16 protein-coding genes and 1 tRNA gene are annotated in these 17629 nt (G+C 71.6%); 5 read left to right on the top strand and 12 right to left on the bottom strand.

The genetic code is table 11. From position 1 onward, the window contains the following. Positions 1–16 precede the first annotated feature (16 nt). Together ACLBXX_RS09200 and ACLBXX_RS09195 are read right to left on the bottom strand one after the other, a co-directional pair. Positions 17–553 (bottom strand): FHA domain-containing protein FhaB/FipA, encoded by a 537-nt coding sequence (locus ACLBXX_RS09200; RefSeq protein WP_447657781.1) that lies wholly within the window; start codon positions 551–553, stop codon positions 17–19. Next, complete coding sequence (locus tag ACLBXX_RS09195) at positions 550–1293, bottom strand: FhaA domain-containing protein (RefSeq protein ID WP_447657780.1); 744 nt, start codon at positions 1291–1293, stop codon at positions 550–552. Before ACLBXX_RS09195 ends, ACLBXX_RS09200 begins: the two co-directional genes overlap by 4 nt. A 157-nt stretch (positions 1294–1450) precedes the next feature. Between ACLBXX_RS09195 and ACLBXX_RS09190 the strand changes: the two genes are divergently transcribed. Next, positions 1451–1534 (top strand) — tRNA-Leu (locus ACLBXX_RS09190). 61 nt (positions 1535–1595) lie between these two features. Here ACLBXX_RS09190 and ACLBXX_RS09185 read toward each other — a convergent pair. Next, the gene (locus tag ACLBXX_RS09185) at positions 1596–2087 is read right to left on the bottom strand and encodes a GNAT family N-acetyltransferase (protein ID WP_447657779.1); all 492 of its coding nucleotides are present in this window, start codon (positions 2085–2087) and stop codon (positions 1596–1598) included. 46 nt (positions 2088–2133) lie between these two features. Continuing rightward, complete coding sequence (locus ACLBXX_RS09180) at positions 2134–2766, bottom strand: GntR family transcriptional regulator (protein ID WP_447657778.1); 633 nt, start codon at positions 2764–2766, stop codon at positions 2134–2136. 375 nt (positions 2767–3141) lie between these two features. Between ACLBXX_RS09180 and ACLBXX_RS09175 the strand changes: the two genes are divergently transcribed. Next, the gene (locus ACLBXX_RS09175; RefSeq protein WP_137845695.1) at positions 3142–3348 is read left to right on the top strand and encodes a cold-shock protein; all 207 of its coding nucleotides are present in this window, start codon (positions 3142–3144) and stop codon (positions 3346–3348) included. Between the two features lie 91 nt (positions 3349–3439). Here ACLBXX_RS09175 and ACLBXX_RS09170 read toward each other — a convergent pair whose 3' ends face one another. From ACLBXX_RS09170 to nucS, 6 genes are all read right to left on the bottom strand, one after another. Continuing rightward, positions 3440–5518 (bottom strand): bifunctional lysylphosphatidylglycerol flippase/synthetase MprF, encoded by a 2079-nt coding sequence (locus tag ACLBXX_RS09170; protein ID WP_447657777.1) that lies wholly within the window; start codon positions 5516–5518, stop codon positions 3440–3442. A 35-nt stretch (positions 5519–5553) separates the two neighbouring features. Then, positions 5554–6825 carry a hypothetical protein gene (locus ACLBXX_RS09165; protein WP_447657776.1) on the bottom strand — a complete coding sequence of 424 codons (1272 nt, stop codon included), beginning with the start codon at positions 6823–6825 and terminating at the stop codon, positions 5554–5556. Next, the gene (locus ACLBXX_RS09160) at positions 6818–7537 is read right to left on the bottom strand and encodes an HAD hydrolase-like protein (RefSeq protein ID WP_387142574.1); all 720 of its coding nucleotides are present in this window, start codon (positions 7535–7537) and stop codon (positions 6818–6820) included. The genes ACLBXX_RS09165 and ACLBXX_RS09160 overlap by 8 nt, the downstream gene beginning before the upstream one ends. 10 nt (positions 7538–7547) lie before the next feature. Then, entirely contained in the window at positions 7548–8066 is a 519-nt protein-coding gene (locus ACLBXX_RS09155) for a MarR family winged helix-turn-helix transcriptional regulator (protein ID WP_447657775.1), read from the bottom strand. A 33-nt stretch (positions 8067–8099) separates the two neighbouring features. Next, on the bottom strand, positions 8100–11036 hold the full coding sequence (locus ACLBXX_RS09150) for a glycosyl hydrolase (RefSeq protein ID WP_447657774.1): 2937 nt from the start codon (positions 11034–11036) through the stop codon (positions 8100–8102). 302 nt (positions 11037–11338) lie between these two features. Further along, entirely contained in the window at positions 11339–12034 is a 696-nt protein-coding gene (gene nucS, locus ACLBXX_RS09145) for an endonuclease NucS (RefSeq protein WP_045302045.1), read from the bottom strand. Positions 12035–12168: 134 nt separating this feature from the next. Between nucS and ACLBXX_RS09140 the strand changes: the two genes are divergently transcribed. Next, entirely contained in the window at positions 12169–13485 is a 1317-nt protein-coding gene (locus ACLBXX_RS09140; RefSeq protein ID WP_447657773.1) for a MinD/ParA family ATP-binding protein, read from the top strand. A 30-nt stretch (positions 13486–13515) separates the two neighbouring features. Here ACLBXX_RS09140 and ACLBXX_RS09135 read toward each other — a convergent pair whose 3' ends face one another. Then, entirely contained in the window at positions 13516–14364 is an 849-nt protein-coding gene (locus ACLBXX_RS09135; protein WP_447657772.1) for a GAP family protein, read from the bottom strand. 117 nt (positions 14365–14481) lie between these two features. Between ACLBXX_RS09135 and ACLBXX_RS09130 the strand changes: the two genes are divergently transcribed. Together ACLBXX_RS09130 and ACLBXX_RS09125 are read left to right on the top strand one after the other, a co-directional pair. Then, positions 14482–15681: a sensor histidine kinase gene (locus ACLBXX_RS09130; RefSeq protein ID WP_447657771.1), complete on the top strand. Its 1200-nt coding sequence runs from the start codon at positions 14482–14484 to the stop codon at positions 15679–15681. 65 nt (positions 15682–15746) lie between these two features. Then, positions 15747–16319: a response regulator gene (locus ACLBXX_RS09125; protein ID WP_447657809.1), complete on the top strand. Its 573-nt coding sequence runs from the start codon at positions 15747–15749 to the stop codon at positions 16317–16319. Between the two features lie 17 nt (positions 16320–16336). Here ACLBXX_RS09125 and ACLBXX_RS09120 read toward each other — a convergent pair whose 3' ends face one another. Beyond that, positions 16337–17566: an MFS transporter gene (locus ACLBXX_RS09120; protein ID WP_447657770.1), complete on the bottom strand. Its 1230-nt coding sequence runs from the start codon at positions 17564–17566 to the stop codon at positions 16337–16339. Positions 17567–17629: the final 63 nt, after the last annotated feature.

Raw genomic sequence — 17629 nt, 5'->3', positions numbered from 1 at the left:
GCGAGGGGTCCGCCCGCTACTTCCGCAGCTCGAACGTCGTCGCGCCGACCTTGATCGGGGCGCCGAGGTTCACGGGGACCGGGGCGGTCACACGGGCACCGTCGTGCCACGTGCCGTTCGTCGAGTCGAGATCCTGGATCATCCACTGGTCGCCCCACAGCACCAGGCGTGCGTGGTGGCTCGATGTGTAGTCGTCGCGCACGACGAGTCCCGACTCGCTCGAGCGGCCGATCGTGAGCGGCTCGTTCCCCAGCGGGAGCTCGAGCCCGGTCTTCGGTCCGCTCGTGATGACGATGCGCGACGCGGTGGCGGTCGTGGCGGGTCCGCCGGGCTTGGCCACCGGAGCGGGCGCCGCCGGCGCGACGGGCGCGGTGACGGACGACGCGGCGGCAGCCGACGCCACGGGCGCGGCGGCGGCGGCCGCAGCATCCGGCATCCGCCTGACCTTCACACCGAACAGGTCGGCGCGCAGCGAGTAGACCACGGCGAAGACGAACGCCCACAGCAGCACCAGGAACCCGATGCGCAACAGCAGCAGGGTGAGCTCGCTCATGTCAGCGGGCCCCTCTCCTGCGCGTCGAACGCCCGCGTGGCATCGTCGACGGATGCTGCGGGCCGCGGCGTGCTCGCCTGTGCGACGACGCGGAACACGATGTCGGTGCGGCCGATGCGCACGGTCGCGTCGGGCGGGAGCGCCGCCTCGGTCACCTTGCGGCCGTCGAGCATCGTGCCGTTGGTCGAGCCCAGGTCGCGCACCATGGCGCGCTCGCCGTCCCACAGGATCTCGACGTGCTTGCGGCTGGTGCCCGAGTCGGCGACCGTGATGTCGGCGTCGCTGCCGCGGCCGATGACCGTGCGCGACTTCGTCAGCGGGATGCGACGGCCTTCGACGTCGACGACGCCGCGCCACGAGACGCGGCCGCCCTGCGCCGTCGAGGACTCGACGCGGAGGGTGCCGGTCGACATCTCCTCGTCGCGGCGGATCGCGATCGTCACCGGACCGGCGAACGAGTACCCCTGCGCCTTGGCGTGCGCGTGGACGAGCGTGTCGAGCTCGTGCAGGAGCGCATCGCCGAGCGCCGAGATGCGGTCGTCGTCGGCGGGCGACAGGCGCACCGTGAACGTGTTCGGCGCGAGGATGCGGTCGCGGCTGACGACCGCCGCCTTCTTGTCGAGTTCGCTGCGCAGGGCCGATGCGATCTCGACAGGCTGAATGCCGCTGCGGAAGGTCTTGGCGAACGCGCTGTTGACTGCGCGCTCCAGACCTTTCTCGAAGCTGTCAAGTAGTCCCACGGAGCTCCTCTTGAGGGGGGTGCCGGTTGCTACATGCTAATTGCACAGGCTGTACCCGTGATGGATCGCGCTCCCGACCAGGTGAGTTCGGAAGGGGCCGCGACGCATGATATCCTCGGGAAGTTGAGTTTCGCGGGATCTCCGGATCCCACGGCTCGCGCGAGTGGCGGAATAGGCAGACGCGCTGGCTTCAGGTGCCAGTGCCCGAAAGGGCGTGGGGGTTCAACTCCCCCCTCGCGCACAGCGCAGAAGAGGACTCCCGAGAGGGGGTCCTCTTCTTTTTCGCCCACACCTCCCTGGCGCTACGCGCCGTCGAGGGCCGGGGGCAGCGCGAAGACGATCTCCTCGATCTCGCGGCCGACGCCCGGGGCGAAGTCGACGTTGCGCGACACCTCGGTGAAGCCGACCTTCGTGAGCACGGCGATGGAGGCGGCATTGTGGGCGGCCACGCGGGCGAACAGCGGCCGAATGGGCTCGCGCGAGATCAGGTGGCGCAGCGCCGCGGTCGCGACGCCCCGGCCCCACGCGTGACGGGCGATCCAATAGGTGACCTCGCGGTCGCCGTCGATGGTGAAGGATGCCGCGGTTCCGGCGAATCCGCCGTTCTCGGTGACCACGAAGGAGAGGACGTCGGCCATCGCACGCTGCCGTTCGATCCATGCGTCGAAGCCCGCGCGGTCGTCCGGATCCTCCGCGGTGAACGCGGCCATCGCGATCGCCTCGCGGTCGCGCATCATCTCGAAGACGGCGTCGAGGTCGTCGTCGTCCAGGGGTCGCAGATCGATGTGGTTCACGCGCTTCACGGTAGCCGCGGCATCCGTCACCGAGGAAGGGCGGGTGTCAGTTCAGGCCGTGGATGCTGCGGAGCAGGGATTCGGCGCGATCGGCCTCGCGACAAGCGAACGCCTCGCGGAACTCCTCGTAGGCGGCGGTGCGGCCGATCGGGCACTCGATGAACGGCCGCCAGCCCACCATGTCGCGCCGGATGGCGAACTCGTACTCGCGGACGAACTGCAGGAGCGCGAAGTTCCCGCTCGCACGTGTGACGACGGAGAAGAACGCGTGACTGGCCAGCCCGAGGGCCTCCGGGTCGTTGGCGCGCGACGCGGCGATGACGTCGTCCAGGCGCTCCAGCGCGAGCCCGAGGGCGTCGGCGTCGGCGCGCACCGACGCCATGCGCACGGCCAGGCCCATGTTGAAGGCGACGAGCTCGACGGTGTCGTTCTGCTGGTTGGGGTGCGACACCCGCGTGTAGCGGTGGGGCGATACCTCGACCAGGCCGGCCCGCTCCAGTCGCTGCAGTGCTTCGCGCACCGGAGTGCGCGAGACGCCGAGCCATTCCGCCAGCTCCTGGTCGCGCAGACGCTCGCCGGGGGCGAGCCGCCCGTCGAGGATCGCCTCCCCCAGGCGCGCGTAAACCTCGTCTCCGAGGACGGCGCGGCTCGGCTCGAGCGGGACGAAGGGGGCACTCATGAGTGGCACCAGTGTACGCCGGAGGATTCACGTGCATAGACCCGCTTGAGCGCGCCTTGAGGAGGCCGCCGAGGGGGCCGTGGGACCCCATCGGAACATGCGGAAACGCTGAGGAAACCGGCCTCGCTCTTGCACTGATATATCGGTACGATGTTCCATGTCCACGTTACGACGTGGCCTATCCGGGGGGATCCGTCGACGCCCGGGCTTTCGAGCCAAGCTCAGCCCGGGCGGACGATGGTCCCTGCCTCGTCAACAGACGCTCTGCAACATTTGTGTCACCTTCGCAACTGGGTCTCGCCGCGCGCCCGCCTCTTCACTACGTTGGATTGCAATCGCCGCAATCGCGACGAGATCAACGAAGAACGGCAAGTAATGAGCACGCAGGGCACCGTCAAGTGGTTCAACTCGGAAAAGGGATTCGGCTTCATCGCTCCCGATGAGGGTGGCGCAGACGTCTTCGCGCACTACAGCGCAATCGAGTCGAGCGGCTACCGCTCCCTCGAGGAGAACCAGCGCGTCGAGTTCGAGATCGCGCAGGGACCCAAGGGCCTCCAGGCCGAGAACATCCGCCCGATCTGATCGGCGGACCGATCGCTTCACGCGGTCGAAGCCGCGGTATCCCATCGGTGGGTGCCGCGGCTTCGTCGCGCGCCTGTGCGCCGGTTGTGCATCACTCCCGGTCGCCGCGCACGAGCTCGAGTCCGGCTCCGGCGAACTGACGCAGCGTCGCGTCGGGCAGGAACGCCCGGGTGAGCGCGCCGCCGATGCGCGTGAGGTCGCTCTCGTCGCGGAACAGCAGGTACATGGTCTCGTACCGCGGGTGGAACTTCTCCTTGAAGCGGTGCAGCGACCGGAACCCGTACACCGGCTCGAGGGCGTCGGCGAGCCTGTCGCTGAGCGCCGCGATCATGCCGGCGTCCGGCGGATAGTCGTGGGCGAGCGGCGCGCCCGAGAGTGACATGATCTCGGCGCCCTCATCGGAGAACAGCCTCGCCGACGAGCCGATCAGGTACTCCATCACCGGGCCGAAGCCGCCGTCGCGCCGCCGCATCAGGTCCAGGGTCCATCCCCGCACCACACCGTCTGGGCCGTGGACCGGCAGCCACGACAGGAACCCGTCGACGTCGCCGTTCGGCGCGAGCGCCAGGGCGAGGCGCACCTCCGGGTCCTCCGCCTCGACGAGCGTGCCGAGCGTGAACCCCATCTCGGGGAGGCCCTTGTCGCCCACCCACATCTCCGAGATCGCCCGCAGCTGCTGCTGCACGCCCCACGACTCCTCCTTGAGGTGGGTCATGCGGAACGTCATCTCCTCGCGCCCCGCCCGGTTGAGCGACGAGCGCACCGAGTTCCACCGTTTGCCGGTGAACTCGAGGCCGGGAAGGTCCACGATCGTGTCGTCGGCCACGACCAGGCTGCGCCACGAGGCCGGCACGGCGGCCCGCGTGGCCTCGTCGGCGCTGAAGAAGCACGGGACCAGCCCGGCCCGCTCGGCATCGTGGATGAACTCCTCGACGGCCGCCGCGCGTGACGCGTCCGGACCGATCGGGTCCGCGAGGGCCAGCGCGACGCCCGCGCGCCGCTGGTACGCGACGATGCTGTCGGCGGTGCGGGCGTAGGTGTTCCCCTCCCATGTCGTCATCCACGAGAGCGTGCCGCCGCCGTGGGCATGCAGCATCCGTTTCACGTCCTCGACAGCCGGAGAAGGCTGCAGGCCGATGCGCGACCGGCGCCGGGCCCGGAACGCCCGCCGCACCCGGATCAGGTAGATGAGCATGAGCAGCCACATCGCGCCGCTGGCCAGCGACAGCTCGGTCTCACCGTCGATCGTCGCCTCGACCTGGGCCTCGGAGGCGATGATGATGGCCACCCCGACGAGGACTGCGGTCAGGATGTTGAAGCCGGCGAGGATGACGGCGAGGACCCACGACCACCGTCGCCCGCGTCGCAGGCCGTTGGCGATGATCAGGATGATCACGACGTCGATCGCGAAGTCCCAGAAGCCGCCCGAGGCGGGTTCCGTGGAGCCGAGGGGGCCGTCGGTCGGCACCAGGATCGTGATGACCTCGACGGCGCCGAGCACCAGCACCGCGATGAAGGCGATGAGGCGCTGCTCGCGCATCGTGGTGCGCTGGACGCGGAGCGACCGGTCGACGAACAGCACGAGCAGCACGGCGAGCAGGTGTTCGAGGTCGGCGAGGGTGCCCCAGAAGAGCATCGCGACGAACACATACCCGAGCAGCACCAGCCATGCGCGCACGCGCCAGGGGCTCCGCAGCAGCCCGACGGCCGCGGCGATGCAGGCGAACGTGCCGCCGGACGGGCCGACGTCCAGCGCCGCGGCCTGGGTCTGCGCCCAGTCCCACGACGCGACCACTGAGCATGCCCACAGCACGAGGGCGGTCGCGAAGATCGCGAACAGCTGGCCGACCCAGTAGTAGGCGAGGGCCACGCGCCAGCCGCGCCGGAACTCGAGGTACGCCATGCCGACGAAGCTCGCGATCGTGAACGGGTAGACCCACGGCGCATTGACGAAGAGGGTGCCGGTGAAGGGCGTCCACCATCGGCCGGCCTCGAGTGCGGGCAGTCCGTAGGCGACGGCGTCGAAGACATCGGAGTCCTCGAACGGCTGCCACAGTCCCTGCCACACGACACCGGTCACCAGGACCAGCGCGATCATCGTGAGTGTCGCCGGAATCCGCCCCACCCCGGCGAGCACGCGGTTCGGTCTCTGAGTCGCCCCGTCGCTCATGCGTTCAGGGTAGCGGGGGGTCTTCCCGCTGTCGCTTATCCGAGCGCGCCGGTCTGGCGGGCGAAGTCGGCCAGGGCCTTCGCGTCCTCGGCGTCGCGCATCGCGCGGCGGGCGGCGTCGAGTGCGGCCACGGGGTCCTGCGCCTGACGGGCCTGGGCGAGTTCGCGCTGGGCCGACAGCAGTCGCGAGCGAGCGTCGGCACCCGCACGCGAACGGGACACGGATGCCTCGGCCTGCGCGAGGGCGCCGCGCGCGGCGGCGAGGGTGCCCGGGAGGGCGGTGCGCGCGCCGCGCAGGCGCTGCTGCGAGGTGCGGGCGTCGCCGAGGGCGAGGTCGACCCGGCTGCGCAGGCGCGCGATGGCGTCGACCGTGCGGGTGGGGTGGCGGGCAGCATCCGTCTCGATGCGGTTGAGCTCGGCGTCGATGGCGTGGAGTTCCGCGCCCAGCCGCGCGGCGTCGGGCGCATCGAGGTGCTCGCGCGTGACGGAGGCCTGGCGCAGCGCGGTGCGCGCCGACGCGATCTCGTCGGGCACGGCCAGCGCCGCCTGCAGCACGAGGCGGTGGGTCTCCTCGAGATTGCGGGCGTCCGCCTCCGCCTGGCGGAGGGCCCGTTCGGCGGCGGCGAGATCGGGGAGGGCGCTCAGCGACGGGTCGGCGGCGCGGGTGGCGGCGGCGTCGAGGTGGCGCTCGGCGGCGGTCACCTCCGAGAGCGCGGCGTGCGCCGAGCGCGAGGCATCCCGCCACTCGTCCTCGGCGAAGCGGGATGACAGCTCGGCGACGAGCGCGGCCGGATCGCCCATCGACGCGTGGAGTTCGGCGAGGCGGCGGCGGGCGGCGGCGATCTGCCCGGCCGCGGACACGTTCGCCGTGACCCACGCGCCGTGCTCCTTGCGGGCTGCGGCGACGGTCGCCAGCGCCTCGCCCGTGCGGCGCTCGATGCGCGCGGAGACCCGCTGCACCTCGTGGGGGGCGACGGCGGGATCGCTGATCCCGCGGTACTCCTCGAACGAGTCGTCCCGGACGTGCTGCGCCGTGAGGCGTGCCCGCCGCAGCGAGGCGGGGGCGTCTCCGCCGTAGAGGGCGCCGGAGAGGCCGACCTCGAGGTCGAGCTCGCCGACCTCGTCGTCGAGCTTCACGAGCGTCGCGCCCGCCTTGGCTCGCTCCCGCTCGGCGGCGGCGCGGGCTCGCGGGGAGCGACGCGCGCGGCGCACGGCCCACACGATGACGGCGACGGCGATCGCCGTCACGCCGAACACGACCAGGGCGGGCACGAGCCACCCCAGGATCGCGGCGGCGAGCTCAGGCATCGGCGACGCCGGCGGTCGCGGCCGCACCCTCGTCGGCGTGCTCGCCGAACAGCAGGAGCGCACGGAGCTGGTCGACGTCGTCGACGACCGCCTGCGCGCCCTCGGACTCGTGCGGCCAGCTGAAGCCCCACCGCACGAAGATCACCGGCACGCCCTGGGCCGCGCCGCCGTCGACGTCGTGGTGCCGATCGCCGACGAGCACGGGACGACTCGTGTCGACGCCCGCGGCGGCGAGGCGTCGCAGCGCTTCGGCGACGATGTCGGACTTCGCGCTGAGCGTCTTCTCGTCCGGCGTCGCGCCGACGATCGCGGTGAGCGAGGTCGACAGGTCGAAGTGGTCCATGAGGGCGACGACCTGCACCTCGGGCTTCGAACTGGCGGTCGCCTGCGGGATGCCGGCGGCCGCGACATCCGTGATCAGCTCACCCACTCCGGGGAAGAGCTTGGCGCCCGTCGTGTACCCGTCCGCCTTGCCGAGCGTGCGGTAGAAGGCGACGGCCTCGGCCGACTGCTCGGGCGTCATGCCGACGTTCACCTGGAACGACTCGTACATCGGCGGGCCGATCCAGTGCACGAGCTCGGCGCGGGTCGGCGGACGCTTGCCGAAGTGCTCGAGGGCGATCGTGAGGCGACGGAGGATGCCGTCGGACGCGTCGACGATCGTTCCGTCGACGTCCCACAGCACACAGGTCCACGGCGATCGGGTCGGCATAGGGACCAGCCTATGCGGAGGCGGCCCTCCGCTCCGAGACGGAGCGGTGCACGCGGGCGAGGCGCGCCATCATGCGCCGCAGATCCTCGATCTCGGCGGGGGACCAGTCGGCGAGGAGAGTCCTCATGTTGGACTCGGCCGTCGACATGATGCGCTCGCCGATGCGCCGGCCTTCGTCGGTGAGCGCGACGAGCACTCCGCGGTCGTCATCGGGCGCCGCAACGCGCACCACCAGGCCCGCGCCCACGAGGCGGCCGACGATCTTGCTCATGTTCGTCGGGGTCATGCCGAGCGCCAGCGACAGGTCGACGGGTCGCATCGCGCCGTTGTACGAGAGCTGGTTGACGACGAGGAACATGCCCATGTCGTCCACCGGGAACGCGACCCGCGACATGACGTCGCGGCGCACCCCGGTGCTGTCGGCCCAGTGCACGATCGAGGCGAGCGACAGCCGGAGGTCGAGCGGGTCGGGCGCGATGACCGGGGTCAGGTCCGCCGAGGCGCCCGTGTCGACGTCACCTCTGGCCATCGCCTCCTCGTTCCTCTCGCTCGGTTCCGCTCGTCACTCCTCGCGCAGCAGCCGCACCGGGCCGAGAAGTCCGTACTCGCGCACGACCGCGTGCTGCATGCGCTCTTCGCCGGTCAGCTGCGCCCCGATGTCGGGGATGCGCTCATAGTATCCACGGGCCCGGAGCCGGTTGTTCAGCGAACTCGAGACGCGGACGGTGACCGCGTTGTCACCGGGACGGATGCTGCCGCTGACGTCGACGACCGGATGCGCGGTGTCGAACCCGCGCTCGGGGCCGTCGCCGACCCGCACGGACCCGAGCCCGCCGCCGGTCGAGCCGAGATCGAGGAGGTATCGCACGCCGTCCGCGACTTCGGGGACGGCGAGGACGGCGGTGTACTCGCCGACGCCGGAGACATCGGGACCGACGGCCGCGATCTCCGACCACGGCGCGAGCTCGATGCCGCCGGCGTCGAGCCGCGTCACGGCGGTCGTCGGGCGCACCTCGCGCGAGACGTAGCCGAGGCCGCGGTCCTCCTCGAGCACCTCGGGCTCGCCGGCGTCCCAGCTCTCGACGACCAGGCGCCACGCGTCGGCCTGGGCGACCTCGGTGACGACCGGCGCGGGCGAGTCCGCAGCATCCGTCGTCGTGTCCAACACCACGATCGCGACCTCGCCGGGGGCGAGCGTGAGCTCGACCACGGTGCGGTCGTCATCGCGCTGCGCGCCGCGGTGCGGACGCAGCTCGCCGGTCCAGGCGTCGAGGCGGTGCACCGCACCGGTGCCCTCGAGCGCGATGCGCACCGTGGTGGGCGCGGTCGTCTCGTAGAGGAAGTGGTACGCGTACAGGACCACGAGGCCGTCGTCCTCCCGCAGGTGGGTGAGCACGTGCGGATCGTCGGTCTCGAAGCGCGCGCGGCCGCCCGCGCCGAGCTCGTCCAGGGCGGTCACGACGCCGGACGGGGCGGTGACGCGGACCCCCGGCATCCGTCGCAGCTCCGCCATGATCGCGGCGAGCTCGTCGTCGCGTCCGTCGAGACCGGGGGTGCGCGCCGCCGCGGTCTCGTGGGTGGTGTGACGCCCCTCCATCAGCGACTGCACCTCGCGGGCCCCGTCGACCACCACGACCCGCAGGCCGCGGCGCGCCCACCCGAGCAGGTGGGCGGCGACGTCGGGGTCGAGGGTCTCCTGGTGCACGACGAGGGCGCGATAGCCGGGTCCGGACGGCTGCACCTCGTCGCCGTCGAACGAGACGTCGTCGCGGAGGAGCAGGGACCCGTCGAAGAACTCGTACGTGATGCCGGCGTCCTGCATGCCGAGGTCCTGCCACCAGAAGTTGTCGCGGTCGCGCATCCACATGGTGCCGTACGCGACCTCGTCGGGGATGCGCTCGCCGCCGTCGCCGGTGAGCGAGAGCCCGACGAGGTTGTCCGTGAAATGGTCGGTGCGGAGGATGCCGACGTCGATGCGCGGACGACCCTGCCGAAGCGCGTACTGCAGCCGGCCGATGGCGGCGGTCCAGAGGGGGTAGAACTCGGAGCCCGGCTGGCGCGTGTCGAAGCGCTCGGAGAACATCGGCCACATGCCCTCGTGCCCCGGCCACTCGGTCACACCCTCGGCGCCGGCAGGGCTGGCCCACCCGTGCAGCACAGTTTTGGTGATGCCGGCGGCCAGCTGCGTCGCGATGATCTGGTCGTAGAACCGGTGGTCGAGCATGTGGTTGCGGGTCGTGGCACCCGTCTCGGACGAGTACTGCTTGCCGAACAGGTGCGCGGGGCCGGCGAGCAGCCGGTACGCGTCGATCTGCGCGCCGAACTCCAGCGACTCCGTCTCGATGCCGTCGACCTCCGGGCCGGGGCGGGTCAGCTCGAACGGCAGCCCGTAGCTGATCTCGGCGCGCAGGGTCATGCCGACGCCGTGCAGGAACTCCGCGAACGGCCGCAGCATGTTCTCGATGTACAGGTCGGTGAAGGTGACGACGAGGTCGTGGCGCACCTTGTCGACCGTGATGCGGTCGGCATCGCCGGCGGGCTGGTGGTGGTAGACCGTCGAGACCGCCATGAACGGCACATCGCGCGTGAGGAACGGCAGCCACGGCACCACGTCGTAGCCGCGGCGGGCGCGGAACTCGTCGACGACCGTGTGGCCCCAGAAGAGTCCGCCGGCGCCGAACGTCGACAGCTCGAGCGAGTCCATGTACATCTGCGCACGCGGGTTCTGTGCGATCTGCGCCCGCAGTTCGGGGGTCAGCACGACGTCGTCCCAGTACGCGATCACGGCGTCGACGCCGTCGCGGTCGATGTAGTTGACCGTGTAGTTGACGGATGCCGAGGGCTCCGCGGTCTGACCGGTCCCGTGCAGCCAGTAGAAGAAGAGGCGCCAGTCGCCGTCGCCGTCCGGTGCCGTCCACTCCAGCGTGTCGTCGGTGACGGATGCCGTCAGCTCGGTGAGCGACGAGGCATCCAGCACCCCCGCATCGGCGTCGACCACGCGGGCTGCGACGACGGCGACGAGGTGCTGGTCGCGGATGGTGCCGCGCTCACCGGGAAGGTGGCGGGCGGCGGCGGGTGCCGCGAGGTCGATCCGGGGGAGCGGGCCGGAGCGGCGCTCGCCGGGGGCGAGCGTCTCGGACGCCACGTCGAGCTCCTGCGCGGCGGCGCGGTCGTCGGGCGTGATCGTCGGGAGGTTGGCGTTGGACCAGTTGGTGCCCGACGTGAAGCTCACCGACATGCCGCGGCGGGTGGTCTCCTCGACCACGACCTGCGAATCGTGCACCCACTCCTCGGAGCCCCAGCCGTACCGTGCGTGGTCGATCGCGCCCTCGTCCATGGCGAGGAACTCCATGCCGCCGAAGCCGAGGCGGTGCGCGTCGTCGATCTCGCGGCGCAGCGTCGCGTCGCTGTGCAGGCCCTCAGCGAGCCACCAGCGCAGCTCGGGGCGGAATTCGATGGCAGGTTCGGCGATCTCACGCCGGAAGTCGTCGAGCGTCATTGCTGCAGCATCCGTTCGGGTAAAGAACTGTCTCCGCGACAGTATGTACTGTCCCCAAGACATGACACAAGTCCCCCGCCCGCACCTGCCGTCGCGAGCGACCAGCCTTTTGGCGACTCGCCGAAAGCAGACGTTCGGCGCGGCCCTTTGTGGCGAGTCGCCGAATCCGCGCGAGAGGGACAGTTTCGACGACTCGCCGAGATCGTGTTCGCGAGCCGCCCCTTTGTGGCGAGTCGCCAAAATCGCGCGAGGGGAGGAGGCGGCGTCGCCCCAACGCGGACGAGGAGGGGGGCAGGGGAGAGCTAGAACAGGCGGGGGGCGCCGGACTCGATGCCCTTCATGCCCTCGTAGTCGAGGGTGACGCAACGGATGCCGCGGTCCGCGGCCAGCACCTTGGCCTGCGGTTTGATCTCCTGGGCGGCGAAGACGCCGGTGACCGGGGCGAGGTGCGGGTCGCGGCCCAGCAGCTCGAGGTAGCGCGTGAGCTGCTCGACGCCGTCGATGTCCCCGCGGCGCTTGACCTCGACGGCGATCGTGCCGCCTTCGGGGTCGCGCAGCAGGAGGTCCACCGGGCCGATCGCGGTCGGGAACTCGCGACGCACGAGCGTCAGGTTCTCGCCGATGACGTCGACCTGCTCGGCCAGGAGGCGCTGCAGGTCGGCCTCGACGCCGTCCTTCTGAAGGCCCGGGTCGATGCCGAGCTCGTGCGACGAGTCGTGGATGACCTCGTAGATGCGCACGAGCAGCGCGTCACCGGTCTTCGCGTGCGTCACGCGCCAGTGCTCGAGCACGCCGGCGGACGCTGACTCCTCGTCGGGCACCTCGACGTCCAGCCGGCACGGCGGGCTCATCCAGTTGAGCGGCTTGTACGAGCCGCCGTCGGAGTGCACCAGCAGCGAGCCGTCGCCCTTGTGCACCAGCAGGCGCGTGGCGAGGGGGAGGTGGGCGTTGAGCCGCCCGGTGTAGTCGACGGAGCAGCGGGCGATGACAAGACGCACCCGAAGAGCCTAGCCGCCCGCGTCAGCTTGCCCGCAGGCTCGTCGGATAGCCTTTGCCCTCGTTGCCTGCGCCTCGCCGCGCGGCCCTGAGACCCCGGCCACCCACGCCACCCCTTTCGTCCGGAGAAGAACCGATGAACTCACGTCTGCCCGACGCGACCGTCCACATCCTGTCCAGTACCGTCGCCGAGCTCCACGTCGGCAGCGACGTGGCCGAAGTCGTCGCCCCCGACAGCCTCGCGCTGCGCGACCGTGTGGTCGAGGAGATCCGTCAGCTCGCGGCATCCGCCGGCGAACCGGCGCACGCGACCCTCGTCGAGGGCTCGTCGCGCTGGCCGCTCGTGGTCCACCCGGACGGCTCGTACGACGAGGCGCTGGAGGAAGCGGCCGTCGAGGCCGCGCCCGCGCCCGCGCCCGCCCCGGTGCCCGCTGCCGCCCCGGTGGCGGCGCTTCCGGTCACGGCGCCGACGCCGGTGCCTGCCGTGCCGTCGCTCGCGCCGGTCGCGGAGGAGATCGCGCGGCCGACCGTGCAGGATCTGCTCGACTCGCGCGGCGGCGGAGGCCGCCCCCGGGCGACCACGGGCTGGCAGGGTGCCGTGCGGCGCGCGACCGGCGGCCTGATCTCGCCGGCGCCGGGCCGTGTCGAGAGCTCGCGCCTCGACCGCGAGAAGCGCGTGCAGCGCCGACTCGACGCCCCCCGCACGATCGTCGTGCTCAACCCCAAGGGCGGGGCGCACAAGACGACGAGCACCCTGCTGCTGGCGGCGACCTTCGGCACGCTGCGCGGCGGAGCGACGCTCGCATGGGACAACAACGAGACCCGCGGCACGCTCGGCTGGCGCGCGCAGCACGCGCCGCACCACCGCACCGCCGTCGACCTCCTCGAGGACCTCGACGAGGCCTCGAACTTCCGCGGGTCCAGCCTCGCGGCGCTCGACCACTACGTCCGCACGCAGGTCGACGCCCGCTTCGACGTGCTCGCCTCGGACGAGGATGCCGCGGCCTCGTCGACGATCGACGCGGCGGCGTTCGACCGGCTGCATGCCCTGCTGCGCCGCTACTACCGCCTGATGATCGTCGACACCGGCAACAACATGCGCGCCTCGAACTGGGTCGCGGCCGTCGCCGCCGCGGACCAGCTCGTGATCGTCTCGACCGTGCGCGAGGACACCGCGGCCAGCGCCGCGTGGCTGCTGGACGGCCTGCGCGAGAAGGGCTTCGGCAGGAAGATCGACGAGGCGGTCACCGTGCTCACGGCCCCGTCCTCGCGCCCGGACCGCAAGCTCGAGTCCCGCCTGTCGCAGCACTTCGAGCAGGTGACGTCGGCGGTCGTGAACGCGCCGTTCGATCCGTCGCTCGTCGACGGCGGCCCGATCGACTTCGACGCGCTGTCGCCCGAGACCCGCGACGCGTGGCTCACGGTGGCGGCGACGGTGGCCGACCGGCTCTGACGGACGGGCACGCGGCGGCCGACTCGGAGATCAGCCGAGCAGCGCACCCAGCCTGTCGAAGAGACCCAGCTCGGTGGCGGCTCCTCGGGCCACGAGGAAACCGACGATGCCGAGGATCCACGCGGTGTTCTCGCGCCCCGTGCGCTCCATCCATGCCGCGAGGCGACCGAGCGGCCGCTCGACGACCGGCGCCGCCACGACGCGCAGCACCAGGAGCACGACGGCGGGAAGGATCATGACGGCGCAGTACCCCGCCAGCGCGGCGATCCGCACGGGCATCCCGAGTGGCGCCTCGGCCAGCATGCCCATCGCCACCAGGTAGGGCAGCATCGTGGCCACCTCGACCACTCCCGCGCCGACCGCGACGGCCATCACCGCGCCCCGGGAGGCCTCGGGCGCGAGCAGGCGATCGCGCCAGCGCACCAGACGCGCGGACGGCTCCGACCGAGCGGTCTCCGACGGCGCCGCGGCCACGGTGGCGGGCGCGGTCACGCCGACCGGCAGTCCGGTCACCGGTGAGACCCGCACCGGTTCGCCTGTAGCCCCTGACCCGGGCGCGCGCGCCGAGCCTCTCCCGACCAGGAATGCGACGAGCAGCAGGGCCGCACCGGCCACGAGGCGGACGATCTGACCCGCCGGCGACGACAGGAAGCCCTGCGCCACGTCGACCAGATTCACCAGACCGAGCATGAAGAGGATGCCGACGGCGAGGTAGAAGGTCGCGATGGTGCCGAGATAGAGCAGCACACGTCCGACCGGGGTCCGTCCGGGGGCGAGCAGCAGGAAGATCGGCACGAGCAGTGTTCCGACGCTCAGTCCGTCCAGGAGGGCGAGGACGCCGAGCGTGAGGGCGAGCGGGGCGTCGGCGAGCAGTTCCATGACGCCAGCCTCGCGCCGTGCCGGCGTGCGCGGATCGGGCGGAGGGACGAGTCGTTCTCCGTCGGCCTCCTCCTTTGGACGGATGCCTCGCCCCGGCGCCCGTGATTGCATGAAGGCGTGAACGGATCGGAGCGGCGGGTCGCAGCATCCGTCGTCGAATGGGTGCGCGAGCATCGATCGATCGCCGATGCGGCCGGGATGGCTGTTCTCGCGATCGTGCTGGCGGCGCTCGGGATCGTCGGGCTGTGGACGGTCTTCTCGGTGCTGCCCGCCGAGGTGTCGCCGTGGTGGTCGCTGGCCACCGCGTTGCCCGCGTGCGCCCTGGTGCCGTTCCGTGCGCGCGCTCCGCTGGCCCTGCTCGGTGTCGCCCTGGTGCTGTTCGCGATCGATCTGATGACCGTCGGCGGCGTGGTCACGCTCGTCGTGGTGCTCGACCTGCTGTACGCCGCGACGCGCGCCGCCTCGGCCTCCGGCCGGCGCCGCATCCTCCTCGGCATCGTGATCGCCGTCGCCGGGATCGGCGTCGTCGCCCTCGCCGCCGCCGACGACGTGCGCGTCGCGGTCGTCGTCGCCCTGCAGCTGGGCGCCCTCGCGGGCATGGACTACTGGTACGCGACATCGGTGGCGCAGGCGCACGAGCTGGTGGCGCTGCATCAAGGGCGAGCCGAGGATGCCGAACGACTGGCGGCACGGGATCGCGATGCGGCGATGCGCCGCGAGCGGGAGCAGATGGCGCGCGAGCTGCACGACCTCGTGGCGGGCCATGTCGCGGCGATCGCGATCCGGGCCGAGGCCGCGCTGTCGACGGATCCCGCAACCGGCGCCGACCGCGCGGCGCTCGTCGCGGTGCGCGATTCCAGCCTCGAGGCCCACCAGGCGCTGCGCGCCATGATCGCGGTGCTGCGTACCGGCGACGCGGCGGTGGTGTCGCCGCACCGCGGCGCCATCCCGGAGCTCGTGGACGACGCCCGACGGCAGGGGCTGACGGTGACGCTCGACGACACGCTTCCCGGCGACATCCCCTCGTCCGTAGAGCTCGCAGTCGCGCGGATCGTGCAGGAGTCCCTCGCCAACTGCCTGCGCCACGCCGCGGGGGCGGCGGTCGACGTGGTCCTGGAATCGCAACACGGTGAGGTGCGCGTTCGCATCGAATCGCGCGGCGGACGCCCCGCGACCGGCGTGCCGATGCCGGGCACCGGCTGGGGGCTCGAGTTGCTGCAGGAGCGTGCGCGGGCGCTCGGCGGCGCGATGGAGGCCGGTCCGTCGGATGCCGGGTGGTCGGTACGAGCCACGATCCCGGCGGGAGTTCACGCGTGAGCGGGGCTGCGCCGCGGGTACTGCTCGCCGACGACCACGGCGCGATCCGTGAGGCGTTGCGGCTGATGCTGGAGAGCCACGGGCTCGAGGTGATCGGCGAGGCCGCCGACGGCGCGGTCGCCGTGCGCAACGCCGCCGCGCTTCGCCCGGACGTCGTCCTCATGGACCTGCGGATGCCGGGCACCGACGGGGTGACCGCGACGCGCGAGATCGTCGCGGCCGGATCGGCTCAGGTCCTCGTGCTGACCAGCTTCGATGAGGACGAGCTGGTCGAGGGCGCCCTGCGCGCCGGGGCGGCCGGCTTCCTTCTGAAGACGACGGATGCCGCGACCCTCGTCGAAGCCGTCCGTCGGGTGGCGGCCGGGGAGGGGATGCTCGATCCTCGTGTCACCCGCCGCGCTCTGGCGCTGATCCCGCGCTCGCCGCATGTGACGCGGGAGGCCGGCGAGCTCGACCTGCTCACGGAGCGCGAGCGCGAGGTGCTCGAGGGGATGCGCACCGGCCGGTCCAACCGGCAGATCTCGGACGAGCTCGGGATCTCGCTGGCGACGGTCAAGACCCACGTCTCCAGCGTGCTGGCCAAGCTCGGGGCCCGCAGTCGATCGCACGCTGTCGCGATCGCCGCCGGCGAGGCGTGACCTCCGACTTCGGCGTGTCAGTGGTGGGCGTGGCCCGCGCCGACCTTCGAGCCGGCGATCGGCTTCGCGGCGCCGGAGGCGAGCCCCGACATCGCGATGAGGGCGACGATGATCCACAGGGTCGGCAGGATGCCGATCTCGTGGCTGATCCAGCCGAGGATCGGCGGGCCGCACAGGAACGCCAGGTAGCCGATGGTCGCAGCGGCCGAGACCGACGCGGCAGCCTTCTTCGGGTCGTCCGCCGCCGCGGACATGCCGAGCGGGAAGCCGAGTGATGCGCCCGCACCCCACAGCGCGATGCCGATGAAGGCGATCGGCAGGTTGGGCGCGAGGATGAACATGACCAGGCCCACGTCCGCCGCGATCGACAGGATGCGCAGCGACCAGACGCGGCCGATCCGGTCTACGAGCGGGCCGCCGAGGATGCGGAACGTCGTCATCGCGACCGAGAACACCGTCAGTGCGATGGCACCGACCGCCTCGGTCTGGTCGTGGCCGTCGACCATCGCGATCGAGAGCCAGTCGTTGGCGCTGCCCTCGGCGAACGCCATGCCGAGCATGATCGCGCCGATCGCGTAGGTGCGAGGGTCGCGCCAGACCGCCGCGATCTCGGCGAAGCGCTCGCGGCGCGTGACGCTCGTCGCGGGATCGTCGTGCACGCTCTCGCGCACGGGGACGGCGCGCAGCGACAGCAGACCCGCCACAGCGACGAGCACGCCGGCGGCGCCGAGGTGCCAGCCGACGCCGATGCCCAGGGCTGCCATCGCCACGCCCAGTCCGGCGCCCGCGACGGTGCCGAGGCTGAAGAAGGCGTGGAACAGCGGCATGAGCGTGCGCTCGAATGCCTGCTCCACCGCAGCCGCCTCGACGTTCATCATGACGTCGGTCGCACTCATCCCGAGGCCCATGAGCCCGAGACCGATGGCGGCGACGACGTAGGACTGCACGAACTCCACGCCCACGCCCGCCACCACGACGCCGAGCGCGAAGGTGATGATCGTCGCGAACATTCCGCGCCGCGCCCCCCACCGTGCCACGATCACGTTGGCCAGGGAGAGGCCCAAGATCGACGTGACACCCGAGACGAACAGCAGGACGCCCACCTGGAGGTCGTTGATGCCCAGGTCGTTCTTGACCGCCGGCAGCCGCGACGCCCACGACGCGAAGCCGACTCCCATGATGAGGAAGATCGTGAAGATCGCGGTGCGCCAGGCGACCAGCTGCCGACGGGTGAGCGCGGTGTCCATCCGTACATGCTACCGAATCGATTCGAGACAAGCCGAATCGATTCGACATCACGGGTCCCCGAC

This window comes from Microbacterium sp. C23T (genome assembly GCF_053345975.1).
This window is presented reverse-complemented; position numbering and strand designations above follow the sequence as displayed.